Origin of the sequence: Labilibaculum manganireducens (assembly GCF_963665805.2) — a bacterium.
GTDB lineage: Bacteria > Bacteroidota > Bacteroidia > Bacteroidales > Marinifilaceae > Labilibaculum > Labilibaculum manganireducens.
Genome location: NZ_CAXXEE010000003.1, coordinates 1,061,568 through 1,086,933 on the forward strand (window position 1 = coordinate 1,061,568; position 25,366 = coordinate 1,086,933).

Genomic DNA, 25,366 nt, shown 5'->3' on the forward strand with positions numbered 1-25,366 from the left:
AGGATTCCTTAATAAATTTGTATATTCACCACTTATTATTTGCCCTTTGCCACAATTGAATATTTCCAGTGTAAGGGTTACTGATTTTGAATTTTTGGTTAATTTTAAAATATTATGCAAATGAAATTTGTAGTATCAAGTACAGAATTGTTAAGTCATTTACAGGCAATTAGTCGTGTTATTAGTAGTAAGAATACCTTACCTATTCTCGACAATTTTTTGTTTGAATTAAAAAATGATAAATTGGTAGCTACTGCTTCGGATTTAGAATCTACCTTAATTACTACTATTCCATTAGAGACTTCGGTAGGCGAAGGGGTAATTGCTTTTCCAGCTAAAATTTTGACTGATACTTTAAAAGAATTTCCAGAGCAACCACTTACATTCGATATCGATCTGACTTCTTTGGCAGTAAAAATTACTTCCGAAAACGGGGTGTTTAGTATTGTAGGACAGAACGGAGAAGATTTTCCAAAACTTCCTGTAAAACAGGAAACCAATTTGGTGAATATTTCGGTTGAAGGTTCAGTTCTGTTAACTGGTATCAATAAAACATTGTTTGCAACGGCTGATGATGAACTTCGTCCGGTGATGAACGGGATTTTTGTAGAATTGGGAAATAACGACCTTACTTTTGTAGCTTCGGATGCTCATAAATTAGTTCGTTACAAAAGACTGGACGGAAGATCCGAGGTTGAATCATCGTTTATTTTACCAAAGAAACCAGCATCGCTGTTGCGTAATATTCTTCCGAAAGAAACGAATCCTGTTCGCGTAGAGTTTGATGAGAAAAATGCCTTTTTTACTTTGTCGAATTATAAGTTGATTTGTCGTTTGGTTGAAGGAAACTATCCAAGTTACAACTCGGTTATTCCTAAAACCAATCCTAATAAATTAACGATCGACAGGGTTGAACTATATAATACATTAAGACGGGTTTCTGTATTTTCAAATCCGGCAAGTAACCTAATTAAATTTGAATTGAAAGCAAATGAACTGGTTGTTTCTGCTCAGGATATTGATTTTTCAATATCAGCAAGAGAAAGATTACAATGCCAGTATGAAGGACAGGATCTGGAAATCGGATTTAAATCGGTATTTTTGTTAGAGATTTTGTCTAATATTTCGTCCTCAAATGTTATGGTTGAATTATCTGATCCAACAAGAGCAGGTATTTTCCTGCCTTACGACAATGATAATGCCGACGAGGATGTGTTGATGTTGTTAATGCCAATGATGATTAATGCGTAAGCAAAGATTTATATGATTACGAAATAAAATAACCCAGCAGAACGTAAAGTTCTGTTGGGTTTTATATTTTTGTCACAAGCTAAATTTCATAAGAATATCATGAATTTGAATTTAAAGAATCCAATTGCCTTTATCGACCTTGAAACAACAGGAATTAATGTTGCGAAAGATCGTATTGTAGAAATGTGTATTGTAAAAGTGAATCCTAATGGTGGTGAAGAGGTGAAGACCTTTCGGGTAAACCCGGGAATGCCAATTCCGGCTCAGTCAAGTGCTATTCATGGCATAACTGATGAGGATGTTAAAAACGAACCATTGTTTAAAGAAGTAGGTAAAACTATTGCAAAATATTTGGAAGGGTGCGATTTGGCCGGATATAATTCCAACCGATTTGATTTCCCTTTACTGGCAGAGGAGTTCTTACGTGCGGATATTGATTTTGACATGAAAAAAAGAAAGTTTGTGGATGTGCAGACTATTTTTCATAAAATGGAACAGCGCACACTTGTTGCAGCCTATAGGTTTTATTGCAATAAAGAACTAGAAGGTGCTCATGGTGCCGAGGCAGATACAAAGGCGACGTATGAAGTTTTAAAATCACAGTTAGACAAGTACGACAATCTTGAAAATGATATCGATTATTTGTCTAAGTATTCATCTCAGAATAATAATGTTGATTTCGCCGGTTTTATTATCAAGGATGAAAATGGGATTGAAACATTTAATTTTGGAAAAAATAAAGGTGTGGCTGTAGAAAAAGTATTGGCTGATCAACCTGGTTATTATGGTTGGGTGATGAACAGTGATTTTCCATTGTACACCAAAAAAGTGCTTACAGAGATTAAATTGAGAGGGTTTAATAAGTAATAGATTATTGATGAAAATTTTAGCAATAGGAAGAAATTACGAAAATCATGCTAAGGAGCTTAATAATCCGGTTCCTGAAGAGCCTGTGGTGTTTTCAATGCCCGACTCTGCACTTCTAAAAAACAATAATGATTTTTACTATCCTGACTTTTCAAAGGACATTCACCATGAGGTGGAAGTGGTGGTGAAAATTTGTAGAGTAGGTAAGAACATACCTTTGGAATTTGCTCACAGGTATTACGATGAAATCGGTTTGGGCATTGATTTTACCGCCCGGGATATTCAAGCTGAATGTAAAAAGAAAGGCTTGCCATGGGAAAAAGCAAAGGCATTTGATGGTGCTGCACCAATCAGTAAATTTATATCGAAAGATAAGTTCAGGGATGTTAATCAGTTGAATTTTCATTTGGATATAAATGGAAATCGGGTGCAGACAGGTAATACTTCAAATATGATTTTTTCAATTGATTATCTGATCTCGTATTTGTCACAATATTTCACGCTGAAAATCGGAGATCTGATTTATACAGGAACACCGGAAGGTGTAGGGCCGGTTAAAATCGGTGATCATCTGATTGCTGAGATGGAAGGGGAGAAAATGATGGATTTTAGCATTCGCTAAGTAAAATACTGTATTATTTCTTTATTTAATATATGGAACGACCGAAACACTTATGTTTACGGTCGTTTTTTTATAACCTGTTGAGAGGTAACTACTTTGATGATGTTTTGTTTGAGAGATGTTCTATTTCTATGATATTTAACACTTTAGCTTATTGGCTTTGCTTTCGAAAACCTTTTAATAGTAAGGAAACATCACTATCTTTGCGCTAATATCACAACTAAATGACTTTTATGGAATATCAACATTGGGGCAAATTAATTCGAGATCGTATTGAAAAATATTCAGATCGAATTGCTATGCACTATAAGGATGAAAAAAGTGGGGAATGGGTTGGTGTAACCTGGACTGAATTTGGATTGGAAATTCGGCAAATATCAAAAGCGCTGATAAAAATAGGTGTTGAGGAAAAGCAAATGGTTGCTATATTCTCACAAAATATGCCGGAGTGGATTACGGCCGATTTGGCGATTATGTGTGTGCGGGGTGTAACTGTTCCAATCTATCCAACGAATTCAACAGCAGAAGCAAAATATATCATTGAAGATTCTGAAACGCAGGTTATTTTTGTTGGAGAACAAGAGCAGTATGATCGCGCAGTGGAATTAATTAAGACAGTTCCTCATGTTAAAATGATTGTTGCTTTTGATAAGGATATTGTATTGTCCGATTTTGAAAGATCAATGCATTGGGATGAGTTCTTGATTTATGGAAAGAATGCTATGAATGGTGCTGCTTTTGAAGAACGGTTTGGAAGAGCAGAATTAGATGATCTTGCTACTCTGATATATACTTCGGGAACAACAGGAGAACCAAAGGGAGTAATGATCGATCACAACAATATTTCAAGTGTACTGGTCTCACATGATAAGGAATTGAATGTATCTGATAAAGATGTTTCTCTTAGTTTTTTGCCTTTAAGCCATGTTTATGAACGAATTTGGTGTTTCTTCTGCTTTCATCGTGGAATAGAAATTTATTTCAATCTTGATCCTAAAAAGATTGGTGATGCGATGAAAGAAGTGAAACCTACCCTAATGTGTACGGTTCCCCGAATTTACGAGAAAATTTATGCGGCCATTCAGGAAAAAAGTAAAGGTGCTTCAGCTGTAAAGAGATCTTTAATGAATTGGGCGATTAAAATTGGCGGTAAATATTATAATGAATACCTCCTGTTTGAGAAGAAAGTTCCTGCAAGTTTGAAATTCAAGCATAAGCTTGCTGATCAATTAGTACTGAGTAAACTTCGTGATATATTTGGTGGCAGAATAAATTTTATGCCTTGTGGCGGAGCTCCGTTAGATTCAAATATTATTGAATATTTTCATGCCACTGGTTTAAATGTAAAAATGGGATATGGCTTAACCGAAACCATGGCAACTGTATGTTTGTACGGTGATAAGTACATAGATTTTAACACAACAGGGCGTATAATTGTTGGAACTGAGATTAAAATTGGTGATAACGATGAAATTTTAGTGAAAGGACCCGGTGTTATGCGGGGATATTACAAGAAACCTGAAGCTACTGCTGAAGTAATAAAGGATGGTTGGTTTTGTACTGGTGATGCAGGTAGAATTGATGAAAATGGTGCTGTAACCATCACCGATCGGATTAAAGATTTGATGAAAACTTCGGGAGGAAAATATGTTGCTCCTCAAAAGTTGGAAAAAACCTTGGTTAACGATCAGTTTATTGAGCAAATAGCTGTAATTGGTGATTGCAGGCAGTATGTAACGGCTTTGGCAGTTCCGGCAATGGAACCTCTCCAAAAATATGCAATACAGAATAATATTGGTTTTGAAACCATTGAAGAGTTATTGGGTAATTCTCAAATAATAGAGTTTTTCGAAAAACGTTTTGAGGAAATGCAAAAAGAATTTTCGCGTTTCGAGAAGATTAAAAAATTTACTCTTTTACCGAAAGAGTTTTCGATCGAGGCTGGCGAGATAACTTCAACTTTAAAATTGAAAAGAAAAGTTATTCAGGAAAAATACAAACATCTTATTGATAAGATGTATAAAGAATAATAAACCCACCAGTTTATTTAGTAAACTCCGGCAGAATTAATTTTCTGACGGAGTTTTTTTGTTTTGCACATCACGTTTTTTGTGCAACAAATCCAATCCATGGACTGTTTTCCTCGAAAGGTTTTCCTTGAAGATCCGACCAATAGTCTTTCACACTAAATCCGCTTTCTTTTATCATAGAGACAGCTCGTTCCAACGAAAAATAATGTTTCCATATATTATGAGTCCGGATTTCGCCGTTTTTTAAAATCAGCGTGTATTTATCCAGTCTAACCTTATCTTTCTTGTATTTGTAATGAGATTGTAACAAAAGGTGCTCTTCCTCACTCCAAAATCCGTCTTCTTTGCTAATGTACCACGATTGGTCTGGTTCTTCATTCTCGAAATAATGCTTTGTGAATACATCAAAAATCAAGTAACCTCTGGGTTTTAACGCTTTTTTTACTTTTTGCAGAAGTAAGGTTCTGTCATCATGAGATAACACGCATAAATCGCCGTAAATGAGAGTGATTACATCGAATTCTTCTTTGTAATCCATTTCCATATAGTCCTTGCAGATGTATTTAATACGATAGTTAAATTCTTCAGCTTGCTCTTTGGCATAATCAATAGAACTCTGCGAGAAATCAATTCCAGTTACAGCAAAACCCTGACCATAGAAATTTTCGCTGTACAAACCGGGACCACAGCCCAAATCAAGTAATTTACTGTCTTCCGGAAGTTTCAGGTATTCGCTCAGCCAAAGTACAGATTGCAGTATGTCCTGATATTTTCTGGAACCCTGATCCGATTCATCGTCAAGATGAGCATTTAGCAGATGCTCTGAAACGTACGGGTCTTGCCAAAAATTCCCATCGTCTTTTGCAAACAATTTAGGCTTTTTGGTAATTTTTTCAAGAAGGGAGAAGTCGAGCAATCCCTTAGGTGAAATTAAAGTCATAGTTTTCTAAAAAATATATTACTGATTTTGTTGCAATTTTACTCTTTTAATTCCTGAAATACTAGAAACATAAGTCAAATCAGTTTATTTTACAGAGTGTAATGCGTGATTTTGTTTTTAATGCCTTCGTTTAATCATTACTTCGTATCCTTCAAGGATATTAAATCCTTGTTCTTTATAAATATTTAGTGCTGTTTTGTTTGAATGATGAACCTCCAGTTTAATTTGCATGTTTAAGCTTTTAGCATGTGCCAATGCTGTTTCTGTGAGAAGTCTTCCGTATCCTTGGTGTTGATATTCAGGATGAATTCCCAAATGGTGCAGATACAGTCGTCTGGAATCATTGGTGACCCAACAAGAACCAATCAGTTTTCGGGTTTTGGAATCTTCAAGAATCCAGAATTTGCCTCCGTGCAACAAGCTTACCTCGATTGTTTCTGCATTGTCGCCACGTTCTTCACCTCCCAAATTGGTTATTTCCCATAATTTAAGAATGTGCTGGTAATCGTCCGATTTATAACTCCTAGGCTTAATTGAGCTCATCATCTTCTTTTTTTATAACATATACCTGACCGGATTCAAAACGGATTACTTCTATGAGTGTGTCTTTGTCTATAAAACCATCCTCCGATTTAGCATCGTAAATTTGGTTTTCGATAAATACCTTGCCCGAAGGACGAAGAACGCTAAGGACGGTTCCTGTTTTCCCTATTAATGATTTGCCTTTCATATCCACACTAACGTAACCATCTTCTGATTTTTCGATTGTGCCAAGAGCTAAATGCCCTAAAAATGAATTGGTGGCAAACAGCCTTTTGCTTGCATAAATTGATCCCAGTATGGAGGCTAACATAGAAAAGACAACCAGCATAATTGCACCAAGCAAAGCTCTTATGTGACGAGGTTCAAAATCAAAAGCAACATTGTCAACCAAACTTAAAGCGAGACCGGTAATAATGAGAATGATTCCGGAAATACCAGCAACACCAAAGCCTGGAATAACAAATATTTCCAGCGCGAGGAGGATGACACCCGCCACAAATAAAAGAATTTCCCAGTTTTCGGCCATTCCTTCCAAATAAAGGGGCGAGAAGTAGAGAACCGCCGCAATCGCAGATGCCAGTATCGGAAATCCGATTCCCGGAGTTTGTAATTCAAAATAAATTCCTCCAATAATAATCATGATTAAGATACCTTGTAAAATAGGATTAATCATGAAATCAATCATTTTTTCAATTCCCGTTGGCTCATATTTTTTAATCGTATATTCTTTTATCCCAGCCTTAGCAAGGACTTCTTCCACACTGTTTGCGATTCCTTCGCAGTATCCGTTTTTAATTGCTTCAGCCGGAGTGAAAGTTAAAACTTTTCCGGTGTCAATCACATTTTCAATATAGGTACGTGGATCAACCATCGCTTCAGCAATTAACGGATCTCTTCGCCATTTGTAGATTGTGTCACCTTTTTGAATCAATGTGTCCTTGCCATGCGATTCGGCTGTTGCGCGCATTGTCGATCGCATGTACGATTGATATTTATCGGGCATTGCTGCACCTGTTTGATTTACAACGGTTGCAGCTCCAATATTGGCTCCGGTTCTCATGTAAATACTATCGCAGGCAATGGAAATAAGAGCTCCGGCAGATGCTGCATTGTTATCAATAAAAACATAAACAGGAATTTTGCTGTTTAAAATGGCTGTTCGAATTGAATCTGCATGAATCACCGTACCTCCGTAGGTATTCATATGAATAAGAATGATATCAGCATTCCATTCAACGGCTTCCTGAAGTGCATCTTTTGTCTGTCTCCAGACTGCAGGCCCAATCTCCCGTTTAATATCAAACTTGTAAACCTGTGTTTTGTTAATTTCGGGAATACTGTCAGCAGACTGATTTGCCATGAGCTGGAAAGCCAGCGATATAGAAAAAATGATAAGAAGAAAGCGACGAATGTTATTCATATTTGTATTTGTTTTACTGTGTCCGATTGTACTCAAAACCTAAGCCTGATAATTCACAGGAGGAATTTGAACTTATATGTAAGATAGCAATTAAGTTTAAATTTTGTTTGATTTTCTATTTAGGTATTTGTCATCATCCCAAATTTCGTTTACAGCTAAAGTTCCTGCAACAACTGAAATAATAGCCACAAAACTTGAAAAAGAAACGCCGCAAAATGGAACGATCAGGCAGAGTGAAAAAATAAAACCATTGGCAATTACGATTCCTTTGTTTTCTCTCATGAACAGAACACTTTGTGTAATGCTCATTTTTTTGCGTTCAATTGCATAGTCAAGAAATGAAAATCCGTAGAAATACGCTGAAATGAAAAACAGGAATATGGCGGCAATCCAACCTATTATCGGGATAAAACTTAAAATAAACATGAGTATCGTTAAAGCCAGTTCTATTAGCAAGTTTCGAACAGCAATAAAAACACCGCGTACAATGTCTTTTAGAAATTGTTTTATTTCAAATGGATAGTCATTTCCTGTTTTTATTTTTTCTGTTCGTTCTGATAAATAGGAGAATACAGGTGACATAATGATGAGGATGATGTAGCCACCAAAGTAGGCGAATATCAAAAAGAATAATAATTTGAATATCACCCAAATAAATCCCCCAAGAGTCGCTTTTAAGAAACCGGAACCCCAAAATTCAGCATTTTTTAAATCCAACCATCCTTCAAGGCAGGTTTGCGATTGCTGAGCCAAATCGCCAATGTAATCCCAGCCAACCCAAAATAAAATGATATTGAGAAGAATTGGGAATATGAAAAACCAAGCCAATCGTTTCTTGAAAATATATTGAATGGCTTCGGTGTAAGTTCGTAAGCCAAAGCTGAAATCTTTAATGAATTTCATCGATTCTTTTTTAAGTTAAGTGACTTAACAAAAATAACATTTATCGATAAAATGCGAAATATAAGGTTCAATGTTTGATTAGATAATGCTTTCTTATTGCAGATCATTCTCTGAAAGCTTTCGGGACTCATCGCTTTTAATTACCTTTGGGCTTCTAAATAACCATTATTGACATTTAATTTTTTTGAAATGCAGAGTTTGACAGCAATTTCGCCGATTGACGGACGTTACCGTGATAAGGTAAACGTTTTAGGAGAGTATTTTTCGGAATATGCTTTGGTGCGATACAGAGTTTTGGTAGAAGTAGAATATTTTATTGCTTTATGTGAGGTTCCTCTTCCGCAGCTAAAGGATTTCGATAAGGATTTATTTGCAGATTTGCGTAGTTTATATCTTGATTTTACAGTTGAAGATGCGCAAAAAGTTAAAGATATTGAAAGTGTAACAAATCATGATGTTAAAGCTGTTGAGTACTTTATTAAGGAAAAATTTGATGCTTTAAATCTTGAGAAATACAAAGAGTTTATTCACTTCGGATTGACTTCCCAGGATATAAATAATACTGCAACACCTTATTCATTGCGCGATGCAGTGCATGATGTGTACTATCCGCTTTTAGACGAATTGATTAATAAACTGGACAGTCTTTCTGAGGATTGGAAAGAAATTTCAATGTTGGCCCGTACGCATGGTCAGCCAGCATCTCCAACTCGTTTAGGAAAAGAAATTCAGGTATACGTATATCGTTTAAAGAAGCAATTGGATCTTTTAAAAAGTGTTCCATGTTCGGCCAAATTTGGTGGAGCTACCGGTAACTTTAATGCTCATCATGTAGCATATCCTAAAACCGACTGGAAAGAATTTGGGAACCATTTTGTAAATGATATTTTGAAATTGGAACGTGAGGAATTTACCACTCAGATTTCCAATTACGACAACATGGGAGCTATTTTCGATAATCTAAAACGTATCAATACGGTTTTGATTGATTTGAATCGTGATTTTTGGACTTATGTATCCATGAATTATTTCAAACAAAAAATTAAAGAGGGCGAAGTAGGATCATCGGCAATGCCTCATAAGGTTAATCCTATCGATTTTGAAAATTCAGAAGGAAATCTTGGATTGGCAAATGCTGTTTTTGAGCATTTATCGGCAAAATTGCCTATATCCAGATTGCAACGCGATTTAACTGATTCTACTGTTTTAAGAAACATTGGAGTTCCTTTTGCTCATACTATTATTGCTTTTAAATCTTTATTAAAAGGTTTGGATAAATTAATTATTTCGAAAGAAGCGTTTCAGGCCGATTTGGATGCGAACTGGGCGGTTGTTGCCGAGGCAGTTCAAACCATTCTTCGCCGCGAAGGATATCCAAATCCTTATGAAGCATTAAAAGCTTTAACTCGTACCAATAGTCACATCACAAAAGAAAGTATTGCTGAGTTCATTGATACTTTAGAAGTTGATGACGTCTTAAAGGTTGAATTAAAGGCAATTAGTCCTGCTAATTATACAGGAATCTAAAATATTAAATCTTGTTAATACTTTGTAAATAGGCTGTAAGAGTTGTACTTTTACAGCCTTATTTTTTTACTGCTTATTGATGAATTGTAAGCTTTTGTTTCACCCATTAATTACTTGATGAAAGATTTTATTAAGATTCTTAAACGATTCTTGCCTCCTTACAAAGGAGATTTAGTAATGAGTTTCGTATATAATTTACTGGCCGCTATTTTTGGTGTATTCTCATTTGTGATGATGCAGCCTGTGCTGGAAATTCTGTTTGAAATGGCAAAGCCAGTTGATAAATTAGTACCCTGGGAAGCTAGTATAGAGTCTTTAAAACACAATTTTTATTACTACACAACTCAAATGAAATTAGAGTATGGTGCAGATTCTGCTCTTTTGTTTGTAGGCATTGTTCTGATTATAACAGCACTGTTTAAGGTGGGTTTCACTTACTTAGGCTCTTATCATACTGTAGGGATTCGAAATTCAGTTGTTCGGGATATGAGAACCCAGATCTACAATAAGATTATTAGTTTGCCAATTCCTTTTTTTACAGAAGAAAAGAAAGGTGATATTATGGCAAGAACTACTGGAGATGTTCAGGAGGTTGAAAATTCGATAATGAACTCAATGGATATGTTCCTTAAGAATCCAATTTTGATTATTGTATATCTAACTACAATGATCATTATGAGTCCTCAATTAACAATTTTCAGTTTTATTCTTTTGCCAATTGCTGGATATATTATTGGACAAATTGGGAAAGGTCTTAAAAAAACATCGCGCTTGGGGCAGAATAAGATGGGTGATCTGCTATCAACTATTGAAGAAACACTCTCAGGACTTCGAATTATTAAAGCTTTTACAGCTGAAGATAAGGTGAAAGAAAAATTTTCCGCAGAAAATAATGATTACCGACGTATTATGAACAGCTTAATGCGCCGACGAATATTAGCACATCCCGTTAGTGAATTTTTAGGGACCATTGTTATTGTAATTGTATTATGGTATGGTGGCCGTTTGATTTTGAATGGAGAAGCTGGTATGAATGGAGCGGGTTTTATTGCCTATTTGGTAGTATTCTATTCGATCATTAATCCGGCAAAAGAATTTTCGAAAGCTTTTTACAGTATTCAAAAAGGATTGGCGGCAATGGAACGTATCGATCAAATCTTGGGAGCTGAGTCCTCAATTGTAGATAAGGCTGATGCTAAACAAGTTGATGCGTTCGATAACGTAATTGAATACAGGGATGTTACTTTTTCGTATAATGGAGATAGGAAAGTATTAAAGAATATTCAGTTGGAAATACCAAAAGGAAAAACTGTTGCATTGGTTGGTCAGTCGGGTTCTGGAAAAACTACTTTCGTAGATTTATTACCTCGGTTTTACGATGTAACTGCAGGTGGTATTTTTGTGGATGGAATTGATATCAGAGATTATAAAATAAAAGATTTACGGGAATTGATGGGGAATGTGAATCAGGAATCCATTCTGTTTAATGATACGATATTTAACAACATTGCTTTTGGGGTAGAAAATGCCACATTGGAAGAAGTTGAGGCGGCAGCTAAAATTGCCAATGCTCATGATTTTATTACGGCAACAGAAGATGGTTACTATACCAATATCGGAGATCGTGGAGGCAAACTTTCCGGTGGCCAGCGTCAGAGGTTGAGTATTGCCAGAGCAGTTCTTAAAAATCCTCCTATTATGATTTTGGATGAAGCTACTTCGGCTTTGGATACGGAATCGGAACGATTGGTGCAGGATGCTTTGGATAAATTGATGCAGAATCGTACTTCAGTTGTAATTGCTCACCGCTTGTCAACAGTTAAAAATGCCGATTTAATTTGTGTCTTTCATGAGGGAGAAATTGTTGAACGTGGCAAACATGAAGAGCTTATTGCAAAAAATGGCACTTATAAAAAATTGTATAACATGCAATTGCTATAAAATTCAATATAGTAAGTAGTTATTGGTCTTTGAACTTCAGGATAGAAACTTAAGTATGAGAATTTGTATAGGGCAAACAAATCCGATAAAAGGTGACATTGAAAAAAATATTGATCAGCACAAAAGATTTTTAGACTTTGCTGTCCATGAAAATGCTGATATAATGATTTTTCCAGAATTGTCGTTGACTGGTTATGAACCGAAATTAGCAAAGATCTTAGCCACGACACAAGACGACACAAGACTTGATGTATTTCAGAAAATTTCTGACTTGAATAAAATAGTGATTGGAGTTGGATTACCAACTAAAGAAAATGATGATACTTTCATAAGTATGGTGATTTTTCAATCAAACAAAGAACGGCTTACTTATTCAAAGCAATATTTATATCCAACTGAAATAGATGTTTTTACTCCAGGACAGAAGCAAATTTATTTGAATTTTAAAGGTGGAAATGTTGTAGCACCTGCAATTTGTTATGAATTATCAATTCCTGAACACTCAGAAACTGCGCATAAAAATCATGCGAACATTTATATTGCAAGTGTATTGAACTCTATAAATGGTATTAAAGACGATATTAAAAAGCTGTCTGAAATTGCAAAAGAGTTTAAAATGACTGTGTTTATGGCTAATTATATTGGACAATCAGGTGGATATGAATGTGCTGGAAAAACTTCGATATGGAATGAAGAAGGAAAATTAGTTGGACAATTAAATGATAAAAACGAGGGGCTTCTAATTTTCGATACAGAAACGAAAGAAGTGATCGAAAAAGGCATAAAATAAATCATAATTTGATATATCTATCAAATAGATATGGAGTTGCTGTAACTTTTGTCTGACAAAATTGGTTACCACTCTAATACTAAATGATGAGTCAGTTAATTGGCTCATCATTTTTTTTGTCACTTTTTTTTATTTCTTGCGTAGAAAATAAATGATAGTGTACACTTAGTTTTTTTTTAAATTTAAAGTTATGTCGAAAACTATTAGATCAGTTCAGCCCCAAAAAGAGAAGAAAAAAAGGTTTCATTCGGAAAAATCAAAAAGAGAGATTCCAAACTATAAATTGAGAGAAGGAATTGTAGAGATGGATGCAAATGAAAAGTACTACTTAAAGGATAATTTATAAAAAAGTGAAAAGCGATCAGAAATGGTCGCTTTTTTTATAAAATAAAAAACCTTCCTAAATAATTAGAAAGGTTTTTGCACGGGTGGAGAGACTCGAACTCCCGACACCTGGTTTTGGAGACCAGTGCTCTACCAACTGAGCTACACCCGTCTGTAATTAGCCTTTTCAAAAATATTTTCCCGAAAAGTCTGCGACAAAAGTAGGATATTTTTTTTGATGTGCAAGTCCTTTTTTTATCTGGATTTATTTTTTTACAGATGAAACTTTCCTTTGGTTTTGCAGGGGTTTCAGAATGAGATGATTGCTGTTGAAGGAGTAATTTTATTTGTTGGAAAATAATTTAATAATATTCATGAAAATGTAGTAAATTAATAGGTGAAGTAAAAAACATCAAAAATAATGAGCCATGATAAAAACGAAAAAGGAATATTCCAATGGAGTGGTTACAGTAGTGTACGAATCTGATTTATGTATTCATTCCGGTGTTTGTTCTAAAGGATTGCCAGATGTTTTTCAGCCGGGAACAAGACCTTGGGTAAAAGCAAAAGGAGCTGGTACTGAAGAGATCATTAAACAGGTGCAAAAATGTCCGTCCAGAGCACTGTCTTTTTATATGAATAGTCCCGATCGTGAAGACGGTGAAAAAGGTCCGGTTAAAGCAATTGAAGCCGGGCACAAAGTAGAAGTACTTAAAGATGGTCCTATTATGATGGAAGGACCAATAACTCTTGTTGGTTCAGATGGACAGAGAAAAGTAATGGCAGATGCTTGCTATTTTTGCCGTTGCGGTTCTTCTAAAAGTAAACCATTTTGTGATGGTTCCCATAAGGACATCGGGTTTAAAGAATAAAAAAAGAAAAGAGCACCAAAAGTGCTCTTTAAATTTATTGTTCAATGTTAACAGTGATGGAGTTGCGTGTGATGGCATAAACTGCAAAAAAGCCAACTGCATCATTCGAAATATTGCTTCTTATATTGGCGGGCGGACCTGAAAACATGGGTGTTTGTGTTTGATCCATAGTTTGAAATTCGTTAACAAAGTCAAAATAGTCTTCAGTCATAGCATAAGTTTCTAAAGTAATTTTGTCATTATCATAAATTATTTCGTCGGGTTTTTCCTGATCGAAAAATCCAACGTCAACACCTTTTGAATCTCCTCCATTAAAGAAAGTGTCTTCGGCTATCACAACTTCGGTTATGGTATCGTGTACCAATTTATTATTAATTTGGCAGGCAAAACCATAATAATTTTCTGTTTCGATATCATCTTGTAAATACAAGGAAAGAAGCCAATATGCTTTTCTATCACCATCGTCATTCATGTATCTTTTGTCGTAATTCATCTTAATTGAATCAACATCATATGGGAATGGCATCACGGATTGAGCTTGGTATATTTCCTTTTCACCATTCTGATCGATATCAACATCAGAGATTGATAAAGAGTATGTTGTGCCTGGCATTCCCGAAAATTTGGTAACGCTTTCGTAATATCCCTGGCTTGTTTCTTCATAAAGATAATTGGATGTGCCATCGCTGACTTTTATATTCGCTTTAGTAACAGGTATTGCTTCTTTGTTAAAGAATACGTCGCTCGATTCACTTAATTTTACGAAATGCTTTTTGAAATCATTTGTAATTTTGGCTTCAACACATAAGCGGGTAGAAGAGCTGTCTAATTCTACATCCATCTTCTCGGTGCAAGAGCTTAGTATTAATATAGATGTGATAAGATATATTATTCGTTTCATTATTTTAAAATTTAAAATTATAGGTCACTGAAGGAACAAAAGTGAACAGATACGTTTTTTCTGCATAAATCTTTTTAGGATCATTTTCATCCTGAACGAAATTTACGACCCAAGGATTTTTTCTTCCGTAGGCATTGTATAAGGAAAAGTTCCATTCTCCTTCCCATTTCCTATTTGGTTTTTTCTTATTCTTAACGGTTAAAGCCAAATCCATTCGATGATAATCCGGCAAACGGTAGGAATTTCTATCCGAATATATTTTTATAAATGCACCTTGATATTCTGCCCGTCCAGTTGGGAAGGTTATTGGTTTCCCTGTTGAATAGGTAAAATTAGCAGAGATGCTTGTTCTTTTCGTTAATTGATAACTTAGGGCAGCCTTAATATCATGAGGTACGTCGTAAGGTGAGCGATAGGTGTTGCCCTTATTAATACCTGTAACAGTTCGTTTGGTGCTTGCATAGGTATACCCAAACCATCCTTCCAGCCGATTTAAATTAAGCTGTGCCATAAATTCTATACCGTAAGCTTCAGAGGAACCAAATCGTAATTCGCCTTCCAGTTCTTTGTTTAAAAGCAGATTGGCAAAATCTTTAAAATCAACAGTGTTTTTCATTTTTTTATAGTACAGCTCCACTGATGTTTCTATTGCATTGTCTTTGAAGTTTCGGAAATAACCTATGGCATATTGATCTGATTTTTGTGGTTTAACATTAGGCGAAGAGGGAAACCAAACATCCAAAGGCATTCCCCCTGAAGAATTCTGAGCAAGCTGCATGTATTGTGAGGTTCTGGAATAGCTCATTTTAACAGAAGAAACCTCATTTAAGGAATATTTTGCTCCAAGTCGTGGTTCCCAGTTGGTATATGTGTTATATATATTTCCTGATTTGTAAATTGTAGAATCAGTAACTTCATAATTGTTATTAAAATCATAAACGGTACCTTTTCCAATATTGTTAAACATCGAAAAACGTATTCCATATTTTAATGTTAATCGTTCTCCTATTTTTTGTTCGTTGGAAACAAACAGGGCTTCTTCCAATGCATTCGAATTATTAACCTTGTATTCTGATATAAAGGATTCCTCACCAATTCCGCGTGCGTAACCAGGTTCAAATTTATGGTAGGTGAATATTCCTCCGAATTTGATTGTGTTGTTTGAGTTTAAAAAATAATTGAAATCTTGCTTTACGGACAAATCTTCAAGTTTAGAATCCCACATAAAGGCATTAGCTCCACTGCTATTAGATAATTCATAATTGTATTTGCTCCAAAGCAGAGACGTATTTGAGAAAAGTTTGTTTGAAAATAAATGATTCCATCTAAGAGTTAAGGTTTGATTTCCAAACGAAAGTTGGTTGTCGTTGTTTTTAAACTTGTCTTTCCCAAAATAGGTCGAAATAAATATTCGATTCTTACCATTAATCCGATGATTAATTTTAGCGTTTAAATCATAAAAATACACGATGTTGTCTTTTACATCTTCATTTGAAGAAAGACGAAGAAATAGATCCAAATAACTTCTTCGGCCACTTAAAATGAATGAGGTTTTATCATTTTTTCCAATTGGTCCTTCCAAAGTTAAGCGTGATGAAATGGTTCCTATTCCACCGCTTCCAGAGAATTTTTTAGAATTTCCATTTTTCATTCTGATATCTAAAAAAGAGGATAACCGGCCTCCTATGCTTGCAGGAATATCTCCCTTGTAGAGTTTTAAATCGCTGATGGCGTCGTTATTAAAAATGGAAAAGAAACCTAAAAGATGAGAAGCATTGTAAACGGGAGCTTCATCCAAAAGAATTAAATTTTGATCTGGATTTCCTCCACGAACGCTAAATCCGGTTCCTCCTTCGGCAGCAGGTTTTACTCCGGGAAGCATTTGAATGGCCTTGATTAAATCAACTTCACCCATTAGTGCAGGAAGTTTTTTTACCGTTGAAACAGGAAGTTTTACAACACTCATTTCATTTCGCTTGATGTTTTTGGCAGCACCTTCTCCAGTTACCACAACTTCATTTATTTGCTGACTTTCATTGTCTAATTCAACAGTTAAAACTTTATCTTCTTCAATTTCAATAATCGATTCGTTTGTTTTGTTGCCTAAAAAGGAATAGCTAACAGTGTATTTCCCGGAAGGTATACTGAGCGAATAAAATCCGTACACATTGCTAACTGTTCCCCTTGCCAATTCTTTAATGTAACATGCCGCTCCAATTAAGTCTTCACCCGTATTCTTATCACGAATATACCCACTAATGGTTACTGTTTTTTTTTGTATGATTTTAAATGATATCTGTTTCTCAATTATCCTGTATTTAAGTTGCAGTTGAAGAGATATTTTATCTAACAGAAGATCCAGTGCATATTCCTTTTTACCCAGATTAATTGTTTTTTGACTGAGATCACTATCTGTTGGATACGTGTAATTGTATCCGGATTGAGTCTTTATCAGGTTCATTAATTCATTAAATGTATAGGAATTCTTTTCTGTTTTTATAATATTATTGATTCTATTTTGTGACAATAGATTTGTACTCCCCAGCAACATTATTATGCAGCTAAGAGTAAGAATGATGTGCTTCATTTATTAATTTATTTTAGTAGGATTATATTTTCTTTTTGTTCGGATTCGAGGTTAAGAGTGAAGCAAAGAGATTTTATTATGCTTTCCAGATTTTCATCCTCAAATACCGCAGAAAGCGAAAGTTGAGATTTTGCTACATTTTGGGTCTGAATTGTGGTATTAAAGAGTTCGCTTAAATCTTTGCAAATAACTTCTAACCTCTCGTTATTATATTTTAATAGCTTTACAGTAAAATCAATTTCATTAGATTCAGAATTTCTTTTTAGAACCACTTTTTGATTGTTTACAAATTGCGCACAATCACCTTTCAGTAATCTGGTTTTATTTTTCGGATTTCCTTTTTCCATAAATTCCACAATTCCAGTCCGAACTGTTATCGTTGTTCTGTCAATTTCTTCTTTTATTCTAAAAGATGTTCCAACGACCATTGTTCGGGTTTGCCCAGATAAAATAACAAAAGGTTTTTCTTTATTTTTGGCAACATTAAAAAAAGCTTCTCCCTTTAAGGTAACCAGTCTTTCACTCTTCGAAAAATGATCTGGATATTCAATTCTGGATCCTTCTGCAAGAATAATGGATGTACCATCAGGAAGTATCAGAGTTTTTTCAGTTTGTTCCATGTTCGAAACAATTAAGTTTGAATTTTCAGGAGCAATAAAAAGATATCCGAACAAGCTGGTTGAAATAAAAGCAACTATAAGGGCTGCATACCGAAGTGTTCTTTTTAGATATTGTGATTTTATTTTTGATTTTTTAGCTAATAAATTTTGAAATCCTGCTTCTGAATCGAATTCGATTTTTGCAGTTATGGATTCTTTCGCATCCCAATATATCTTTAGTTCATTAAGATACTTCTGATTATCAGGATCTTTATCGAGCCATATTTCTAGCTTTTGCTTTGTTTTCTCGTCACATTTTTCATTTAAATAATCGGTTAATATTTCGGTGTTTACCTTCATGGCGCATGATATTATTGGCATTCGAAACAAAAAAATTGCAATTTTAGTTGTCAGAGTTTCTACAAAATGTGAGGTGTTTTGTTTAAACTCTATTGGTAAGACAATGATTATGCATTTTACCCCTAGTTGAAAAGTGATTTTTTTTTATTTTTTTTCGAGAAAGAAAAAATAGATTAGAAAATCGGACTTGCTTAATTGAGTTCTCAACTTTTTAATTGCTGAATTCATATGATTTTCAATGGTCTTTTTCGAGATATTCAATTCAATTGATATTTCATTATAAGACATTTGAAAATTACGACGAAGCAAGAAAATTTCCTTGCATTTTGGAGGTAGTGAATTGATCGCTTTTTCAATCTTTTTGTTTAAAGCTGTCAGGTCTTTTTCGCGGTTTAATTCATAAGGGGAGTCAATAGGATCTTCAATTTCTTCAATTGGAATAATCGACTGCTTATAACTTTTTCTCATATGGTCAAAGCAGGAATTTTTAACAGCTTGATATAGGTAAGATGATATGGAAGTGTTAATATCAGGAGATTTATCCCATATTTTCAGGAAAACATCTTGTACCAGATCTTCACATAAATCATGGTCAGGAAGGAAGGAGTATGCAAAATTGCACAATGGAGAATATAACTCTTTGAATGTTTTTTCAAAATCAAGATTTGTTTTTGTTTTAGAAAGCGCAAGCATAATATCTCCGTTTTAAAAGTCAAAAATAGAAAAATAATCTTGTATTAATGGCTTTTATTGTTTCGTTGACAAATAATTGAAGATGGAATAAGAGTAGGGAAGGGAAAAAGAAAACCCTCTGCGAATGCAGAGGGTTGATATTTTATTTGCTGGCTTTTACTTCTTTGTATTTTAATATTTGAGTTCGTAAAGCTTCTGAAACTAGGTCGGCAGCTTCTTCAAAAGAGGTGCTTTTCTTTTTTGCAAAAAGCTCACTTCCCGGAACTTTAATTTTCACTTCAACTACTTTATTGTCTTTTGTACTTGATTTGTCAACATTAAGTATTATATCGTAACCAGTAATTGTACTTTCCAACTTTTCAAGTTTCTTAAATTTTTGGTTAATAAAAGCTTCTAATTTGCTATCTGCCTTAAAACCTACGGATTGCATTTTCATGTTCATCACAATTCCTCCTATATTTTAATATGCAACTTATTGCACAAGTTAATATTCTGTTAAATATAAACCGGTTCTTGTTATTCGCGCGCTAATGACTTTTAAAGCCATAAATGATTAATCTTTCTAGATTGAAAATACGCAAAAAAACTAAGGAAAAGAAATGAAAAAGATGAATTTAAATGTCTTTAACAATTTTAATTTCACAAGAGCTTAAGGATAAGGTGTATAATTTTTATTGAAAATTTAACTTTTAAAATTCTATTGTTTCAATTTACCAAAAGGGGTTGGTTTTTTACAGAAAAAGGCGAAAAACAATACTGTTTTCCGCCCTTTTCAAATCAACTAATATTAACTAATCTATAAGCGTAAAATTAACTTGCTTAACTTCTTGTGAATTACCTCCAACATAAATGTGATATTCTCCCGATTCTATCAGGAATTCTCCTTCCGGGGAATAATATCCCAGGTCTTCAGGTTTTAATTTGAATGATACCTGTATGTTTTCGTCTGGTTTTAGCTTGATTTTTTTGAATTGTTTTAGTTCCTTAACCGGACGGGCATAGGTTGCTTTAGGATCCTGAATGTATAGCTGAACAACTTCTTCACCTTCATATTTTCCTGTATTGGCAAGTGAGATTTTAATCTCAATGGTTTCATCCTTTTTTATAGCACTGGAATTGATTGTTGCTTCCCCATAGGCAAAAGATGTGTAGCTTAAACCATATCCGAATGGATATAATGGTGTATTTGGTGCATCGGTATAGTGTGACCAAAATACATTGTTCGTAGAAGTGGGTCTGCCTGTGTTCATGTGATTGTAGTAAATCGGACATTGACCTGCATTTCTTGGGAAAGACATGGTTAATTTACCTGATGGATTGTAATCTCCAAAAAGAACATCTGCAATTGCATTTCCTGCTTCGGAACCACCAAACCATGTTTCCAGAACAGCAGCTGCATTTTCAGCTATTTCGGGAATGGCAAGAGGCCGGCCATTCATTAATACGACAACAATGTTCTTGTTTACTTTTTTTACTGCATTAAATAAGTCCTGTTGCTGTCCTTTTAAACGAATGTCTGTTTGACTTCTGCCTTCGCCGGATTGCCAGCAATCTTCTCCAAGAGCCATAATTACGACTTCTGAATTCTGTGCCGCTTTTATTGCATCCTGAAATCCTGATTTGTCATTTTGTTCATAAGAGAGCTCCTGAAGAAAACTTCTGTCTCCAATCGTCAGATTACAGCCTTTACTGTAGTTTATTTTCGTTTTTGCAGATACGGCTGACTGAATTCCTTCCAGTAAGGATACAGCCGAGTTTTTAATGGCTTTTGCTCTCCAACTTCCCAGAGGGATATCCTTACTGTCGGCCAAAGAGCCAATAAGGGCAATCGACTTTATTTGTTTAGATAAAGGAAGTAACTGAGCCTTATTTTTAAGAAGTACCATTGAGTGACGGGCTACGTTTCGGGCAGCAGCCCTATTTTCTTTGCTGTAGATTTCTTTTTTCTCACGTTCAATATTAGAGTATTGATATGGATCATTGAACAAGCCTAGTTTGTACTTAATTTTTAAAATGCGTTTAACTGCATCATCAATCAACTTTTCATCTACTTTGCCTTCATCTACCAATTCTTTAAGATATTTGCTGTAGGCATTGGATTCCATATCCATATCCGAACCTGCTTTAATTGCAAGCAGGCCAGCCTCTTTTAGATTTTCGGCAGCTCCGTGATTCGAGATTTCCTCAATGCTTCCCCAGTCAGAAACAACAAATCCTTTAAAATTCCATTTGTTTTTTAGTAAGTTGCGTTGCAGATATGGGTTTGCTGTAGAGGGCGTACCATTTATAATATTGAATGAATTCATGAAAGTAGAAACATCGGCTTCAGCTACCGCTTTAAAGGGTGGTAAAACAATATTGTGAAGTGTATAGGATCCAATATCAACAGTATTGTAGTCTCTTCCGGATTCGGAGAATCCATAGCCGGCAAAGTGTTTTGCACAAGCAGCAATGGTATTGTTTGCCGATAAATCAGTTCCTTGAAATCCTTTAATACGAGCTACAGACAAAACACTTGCTAAATAAGGATCTTCTCCGCAACCTTCCATTACTCTTCCCCAACGTGCATCTCTACCCACATCCATCATGGGGGCAAAAGTCCATTGTAAACCGGCAGCAGAAGCTTCTTTCGCAGCAACTTGTGCTGATAGTTTAACGATTTCAGGATCCCAGGAAGAGGCTTCAGCTAAAGGAATTGGGAACATGGTTTGATAACCGTGAATTACATCGTAACCAAAAATCATAGGAATGCCTAAGCGGCTGTTTTCAACGGCTAATTTTTGGGCATTAAGAGTAGCATCTGCTCCAGTAACATTTAGCATGGATCCAACTTCACCATTCTTTATTTGCTCCAGTTGATCCTGAGAGTCATTATTTTTTGGAGCAGGTCCTGTCATTTCCCACCGGCTTGTGTGTTGGTTTAATTGTCCTATTTTCTCAGAAAGAGTCATTTTACCGAGAAGTTCAGACACAAATTCATCTTCTTTAGATAAGGGGCTTTTCTCTTGATTACAGGATAAAAGCACAAGTAATGAGATGATGACCAGATTTACTTTTTTAATCATTATTGTAGTATTTTATATGGAATTTTATTTGATTAAAATATAATGGTTTGTATGGCTCTTGCCGGAATTTCAATTGATGTTGCAATATTGGCTCCAAAATATAATTTGTAACTCATAGTTTTTTCTGAACTGTTCATCACAATTGTTGCCATTTTACCATTTTCATTTATAAATGAAGTGCTTTGAAGAAAGCTGGAACTTGTAACAGTACTTACTCTTTTTGCTCCCGGGCGGATATATTTTGAGAAATGTCCCAAATAGTAATACGATGGGGTGTAAATTAAGCTGTCTGTTCTAGTATCTGCATGAATAGGGGAGAAACATAAATTTCCAACATGATTTGGGCCTCCGGTTTCATCCAATAGAATGTTCCAGTCAGTCCAACCAACGGTTCCACGATTAAAGTCATTAATTATTGAACGACCATATCGTTCTGCATTTGGCCAATACTGATATTTTGAAGAATCGAATGCTTCGTTACAACCTTCGGTAAAAAGTAGTTTTTTATCTGGATAGGCTTCTTGTATTTTCTGTACGTTGTCGAACATTGGTTCGCCGCCTCTCCAGGTTTCATACCAATGAAAACCGATTCCCCAGGCATATTTTGCAGCTTCAGGATCATCGAAAATGGTATTTGCCCTGTGTGTGATTAAATCTCTGTTGTGATCCCAAACTACAATATTTTTATCACCAAGCCCTTCTTGTTCTAATATTGGACCTAAATGGTTTTTCAGGAAATCTCTTTCTTCTTCCGCAGTGTAAATGCAAGATTCCCAGCGTTGAACCGCCATGGGTTCGTTCTGGATTGTTATTCCCCAAACAGGAATGTCTTCCTTTTCGTATGCATTAATGAATTTGGCGTAGTATCTGGCCCAGGTATCGTAATATTCAGGAAGCAATTTACCTCCCTGAAGCATGTTGTTATTGTCTTTCATGAATGCTGGCGGGCTCCATGGACTTGCATAAAATAGAATAAAACCTCCGGCTTTTGCAATTGCTTGTTTAATCATTGGCAAACGATATTGTCTGTCGTGATCAATTGAGAAGGTTTCTAAATTTTTGTCTCCTTCTTCGATATATGTGAAGCTGCCACTACTAAAATCGCAGCTGTGAATAGACGTACGAATTAAGGAATAAGCATTTCCTTCTTTGCCATAGTAGGCTGTAATCAGTTCTTTTTGTTTTTCTTCTGAAAGTTTTGCAAATACTTCGGCAGATGCATCGGTAATGGCTCCACCTATTCCGATAAATGTTTGAAATGTATTGTTTGGATTAACAAAAACGGAATTCTCAGTTTCCTGAGCTTGTTTGGTTTTAATAAATTCTACTTCTCCTGTTTTGGTTAATCTAAGATTTGTATCCTTGGCAGTAGTAATTACAGTTGCCGTTTTTCCTTCAGCAATAAACCCTTTAGTAAAATTGGTTTTCTCGTTCTTATTTGGTTGTGAGCATGCTGTTAAGGCAATTGCTATAATGGGGATGAATCTTTTCATAGTCTTTTTTCTATGTTCTAATGAATTAGTAAAAGACTACCCTAAAAATAAGGGTAGTCTTCTCTATGATTCAAATTTGATATAATAATATATTAATATCCAGGGTTTTGATCTGTGTCGTCAATTGAATTATTTGCGATTATTTCACTTTGAGGTATAGGAAACAACTCGTGTTTGTTTGCTGTATATCCTAAACTACCCAATTCTTGAACTGCAAGATCCCAACGAACTAAATCCCAATATCTACTTCCTTCAAATGCCAATTCCAATTGTCTTTCAGTTACAATTGCTTGGAAGATATCATCAGAAGCTTGAATGTCAATTAAGCCAGCACGATCTCGAACTTTATTCAATTCGATTAATGCTAGTCCATCTTGGGTTGAAAAATGGTAAGCTTCTGCTGCCAGCAGCAATACATCGGCATAGCGCATCAAACGCCAATTGGTAGTGTAATTTAAGTCAGCAACACCATCAGTGCCGGTTTCAGAAAGTTTTGTAACATATTTTAAACGCATGTATCCTTCGTAATCATGTGCGTTTGAATCTTTAATTACTCCTCCTGTTGCTGTAAAATCGGCCTCCGACATCAAAGTCGCATTTCTACGTTCAGTATCACCGGCATCCGCAAAAGCCTGACCAATTTTTGCAGAAGGCAGGTTGAATCCCCATCCATTTATAATGTCAATAGAAGAATTTGAAATGTCGAATAGATCGCTTCGGGGACCTTGCAGTTGAACCTCAATGTTATTTTCGTTACCACCATTCCAAGGAAAATTATTCCAGTCGTATGATTCTTGTGCAGTGTAAGAAACTTCGAACAATGACTCCTGTCCGAATTCAGTTTCTTTTGCCCACACATCGGCAAAATCTGGCTCTAAATCATATTCCAAACTGCTTATAACATAAGCAAGTTGAGTTGCAGCTTCTGAATACTTCTTTTGATACAACAATGCTTTTCCGAAGTATGCCTGAGCGGTTCCTTTTGAAAAGCGATAGCGATCTGCTACGCTATATTCACTTTTTAATGGAAGATCTGGAATTGCTTCCGTAAAATCTTTTTCAATTTGAGTATAAATATCAGCAACGGATGCTCTGGGTAAATGATAATCAACCTCGCTTACAGGATTTACCGTCATAAGAGGAACACCGCCAAACATGGTTACCAATTCAAAGTAGCAATAAGCCCTTAATGCTTTGGCTTCTGCAATCATTTCTTTTTTACTATCAGTATCTGGTTCAACCTGGTTAATAATGGTATTGGTTGAACTAATGGTTTTGTAAAAGTTAGACCATATTGCTTTTATTTTATCATTATCTGTTTGAATGGCAAAGTCATCAATATTTTGGTAACCCGATTGGTCACCTTCTGTAGATCCTGCCAAACAATCATCGGCTGGCAGATTCTTTGCAAAGTAAGCACTTGTCCATTCACCAGATGAGAAGTTGTTTTGCATGGCGTTGTAAACTCCAACGATTGCCAGTTTAACTTCACTATCGGTATTTAAGAAATTCTCACTGGTCACACGACCTGTTGGATCTATCTCGAGAAATTTGTCTTCGTTGCAGGAAGAACTGGAAATTGCAATGGCGATTCCCAAAATATATTTGAATATTTTTAAATATTTCATATTTGTATGA

General features: G+C 35.3%; 21 protein-coding genes, 1 tRNA gene and 1 pseudogene. 9 read left to right on the forward strand and 14 right to left on the reverse strand.

What is annotated here, in order from left to right; translation table 11 throughout:
• Window positions 1-120: 120 nt before the first annotated feature.
• From dnaN to ACHZAX_RS04225, 4 genes are all read left to right on the forward strand, one after another.
• Window positions 121-1,251: a DNA polymerase III subunit beta gene (dnaN, locus tag ACHZAX_RS04210; protein WP_101309356.1), complete on the forward strand. Its 1,131-nt coding sequence runs from the start codon at window positions 121-123 to the stop codon at window positions 1,249-1,251.
• A 99-nt stretch (window positions 1,252-1,350) separates the two neighbouring features.
• Window positions 1,351-2,118 (forward strand): 3'-5' exonuclease, encoded by a 768-nt coding sequence (locus ACHZAX_RS04215; protein ID WP_101309308.1) that lies wholly within the window; start codon window positions 1,351-1,353, stop codon window positions 2,116-2,118.
• Window positions 2,119-2,128: 10 nt separating this feature from the next.
• A complete protein-coding gene (locus ACHZAX_RS04220) occupies window positions 2,129-2,740 on the forward strand; it encodes a fumarylacetoacetate hydrolase family protein (protein ID WP_320018133.1) in 612 nt (203 codons plus the stop codon).
• A 233-nt stretch (window positions 2,741-2,973) separates the two neighbouring features.
• Window positions 2,974-4,770 (forward strand): AMP-dependent synthetase/ligase, encoded by a 1,797-nt coding sequence (locus tag ACHZAX_RS04225; protein ID WP_320018134.1) that lies wholly within the window; start codon window positions 2,974-2,976, stop codon window positions 4,768-4,770.
• Window positions 4,771-4,840: 70 nt separating this feature from the next.
• On the opposite strand, the gene ACHZAX_RS04230 is transcribed toward ACHZAX_RS04225, so the two are convergent.
• The 5 genes and pseudogenes from ACHZAX_RS04230 to ACHZAX_RS04250 all read right to left on the reverse strand — a co-directional run bounded on the left by ACHZAX_RS04230 (window position 4,841) and on the right by ACHZAX_RS04250 (window position 8,576).
• Window positions 4,841-5,710, reverse strand: coding sequence for a class I SAM-dependent methyltransferase (locus ACHZAX_RS04230; RefSeq protein ID WP_320018135.1), 870 nt, complete (start codon window positions 5,708-5,710; stop codon window positions 4,841-4,843).
• Window positions 5,711-5,827: 117 nt separating this feature from the next.
• Window positions 5,828-6,253 (reverse strand): GNAT family N-acetyltransferase, encoded by a 426-nt coding sequence (locus ACHZAX_RS04235; RefSeq protein ID WP_320018136.1) that lies wholly within the window; start codon window positions 6,251-6,253, stop codon window positions 5,828-5,830.
• Entirely contained in the window at window positions 6,240-6,938 is a 699-nt protein-coding gene (locus ACHZAX_RS04240; protein WP_462677421.1) for an NfeD family protein, read from the reverse strand. Before ACHZAX_RS04240 ends, ACHZAX_RS04235 begins: the two co-directional genes overlap by 14 nt.
• Before the next feature lie 36 nt (window positions 6,939-6,974).
• Window positions 6,975-7,673: pseudogene (locus ACHZAX_RS20830) on the reverse strand (NfeD family protein); the annotation flags it as partial.
• A gap of 96 nt (window positions 7,674-7,769) precedes the next feature.
• On the reverse strand, window positions 7,770-8,576 hold the full coding sequence (locus ACHZAX_RS04250) for an EI24 domain-containing protein (protein WP_320018137.1): 807 nt from the start codon (window positions 8,574-8,576) through the stop codon (window positions 7,770-7,772).
• A gap of 189 nt (window positions 8,577-8,765) precedes the next feature.
• Here ACHZAX_RS04250 and purB point away from each other — a divergent pair, with 189 nt between their 5' ends.
• The 4 genes from purB to ACHZAX_RS04270 all read left to right on the forward strand — a co-directional run bounded on the left by purB (window position 8,766) and on the right by ACHZAX_RS04270 (window position 13,180).
• On the forward strand, window positions 8,766-10,103 hold the full coding sequence (gene purB, locus ACHZAX_RS04255) for an adenylosuccinate lyase (RefSeq protein WP_320018138.1): 1,338 nt from the start codon (window positions 8,766-8,768) through the stop codon (window positions 10,101-10,103).
• Between the two features lie 117 nt (window positions 10,104-10,220).
• Window positions 10,221-12,044, forward strand: a complete 1,824-nt coding sequence (locus tag ACHZAX_RS04260; RefSeq protein WP_320018139.1) for an ABC transporter ATP-binding protein — start codon at window positions 10,221-10,223, stop codon at window positions 12,042-12,044.
• 55 nt (window positions 12,045-12,099) lie between these two features.
• Window positions 12,100-12,834: a carbon-nitrogen hydrolase family protein gene (locus tag ACHZAX_RS04265; RefSeq protein ID WP_320018140.1), complete on the forward strand. Its 735-nt coding sequence runs from the start codon at window positions 12,100-12,102 to the stop codon at window positions 12,832-12,834.
• A gap of 190 nt (window positions 12,835-13,024) precedes the next feature.
• On the forward strand, window positions 13,025-13,180 hold the full coding sequence (locus ACHZAX_RS04270) for a hypothetical protein (RefSeq protein WP_180327258.1): 156 nt from the start codon (window positions 13,025-13,027) through the stop codon (window positions 13,178-13,180).
• 77 nt (window positions 13,181-13,257) lie between these two features.
• Here ACHZAX_RS04270 and ACHZAX_RS04275 read toward each other — a convergent pair.
• A tRNA-Trp gene (locus ACHZAX_RS04275) sits at window positions 13,258-13,330 on the reverse strand.
• 256 nt (window positions 13,331-13,586) lie between these two features.
• Between ACHZAX_RS04275 and ACHZAX_RS04280 the strand changes: the two genes are divergently transcribed.
• Window positions 13,587-14,030: a (4Fe-4S)-binding protein gene (locus ACHZAX_RS04280; protein WP_320018141.1), complete on the forward strand. Its 444-nt coding sequence runs from the start codon at window positions 13,587-13,589 to the stop codon at window positions 14,028-14,030.
• Between the two features lie 34 nt (window positions 14,031-14,064).
• Here the strand turns inward: ACHZAX_RS04280 and ACHZAX_RS04285 are convergent, their stop codons facing one another.
• The 8 genes from ACHZAX_RS04285 to ACHZAX_RS04320 form a co-directional block, all read right to left on the reverse strand.
• A complete protein-coding gene (locus ACHZAX_RS04285; RefSeq protein WP_320018142.1) occupies window positions 14,065-14,931 on the reverse strand; it encodes a DUF4249 domain-containing protein in 867 nt (288 codons plus the stop codon).
• A 4-nt stretch (window positions 14,932-14,935) separates the two neighbouring features.
• The gene (locus tag ACHZAX_RS04290; protein WP_320018143.1) at window positions 14,936-17,518 is read right to left on the reverse strand and encodes a TonB-dependent receptor; all 2,583 of its coding nucleotides are present in this window, start codon (window positions 17,516-17,518) and stop codon (window positions 14,936-14,938) included.
• Between the two features lie 8 nt (window positions 17,519-17,526).
• Window positions 17,527-18,477, reverse strand: a complete 951-nt coding sequence (locus tag ACHZAX_RS04295) for a FecR family protein (protein WP_320018144.1) — start codon at window positions 18,475-18,477, stop codon at window positions 17,527-17,529.
• Between the two features lie 144 nt (window positions 18,478-18,621).
• Window positions 18,622-19,170: an RNA polymerase sigma-70 factor gene (locus ACHZAX_RS04300; RefSeq protein ID WP_101309295.1), complete on the reverse strand. Its 549-nt coding sequence runs from the start codon at window positions 19,168-19,170 to the stop codon at window positions 18,622-18,624.
• A 142-nt stretch (window positions 19,171-19,312) separates the two neighbouring features.
• On the reverse strand, window positions 19,313-19,612 hold the full coding sequence (gene hpf, locus ACHZAX_RS04305) for a ribosome hibernation-promoting factor, HPF/YfiA family (RefSeq protein WP_101309294.1): 300 nt from the start codon (window positions 19,610-19,612) through the stop codon (window positions 19,313-19,315).
• 349 nt (window positions 19,613-19,961) lie between these two features.
• Window positions 19,962-22,235, reverse strand: a complete 2,274-nt coding sequence (bglX, locus tag ACHZAX_RS04310) for a beta-glucosidase BglX (RefSeq protein WP_320018145.1) — start codon at window positions 22,233-22,235, stop codon at window positions 19,962-19,964.
• Window positions 22,236-22,267: 32 nt separating this feature from the next.
• Window positions 22,268-23,728, reverse strand: coding sequence for a glycoside hydrolase family 30 protein (locus tag ACHZAX_RS04315; protein ID WP_320018146.1), 1,461 nt, complete (start codon window positions 23,726-23,728; stop codon window positions 22,268-22,270).
• A gap of 92 nt (window positions 23,729-23,820) precedes the next feature.
• On the reverse strand, window positions 23,821-25,356 hold the full coding sequence (locus ACHZAX_RS04320) for a RagB/SusD family nutrient uptake outer membrane protein (RefSeq protein WP_320018147.1): 1,536 nt from the start codon (window positions 25,354-25,356) through the stop codon (window positions 23,821-23,823).
• Between the last annotated feature and the right edge of the window lie 10 nt (window positions 25,357-25,366).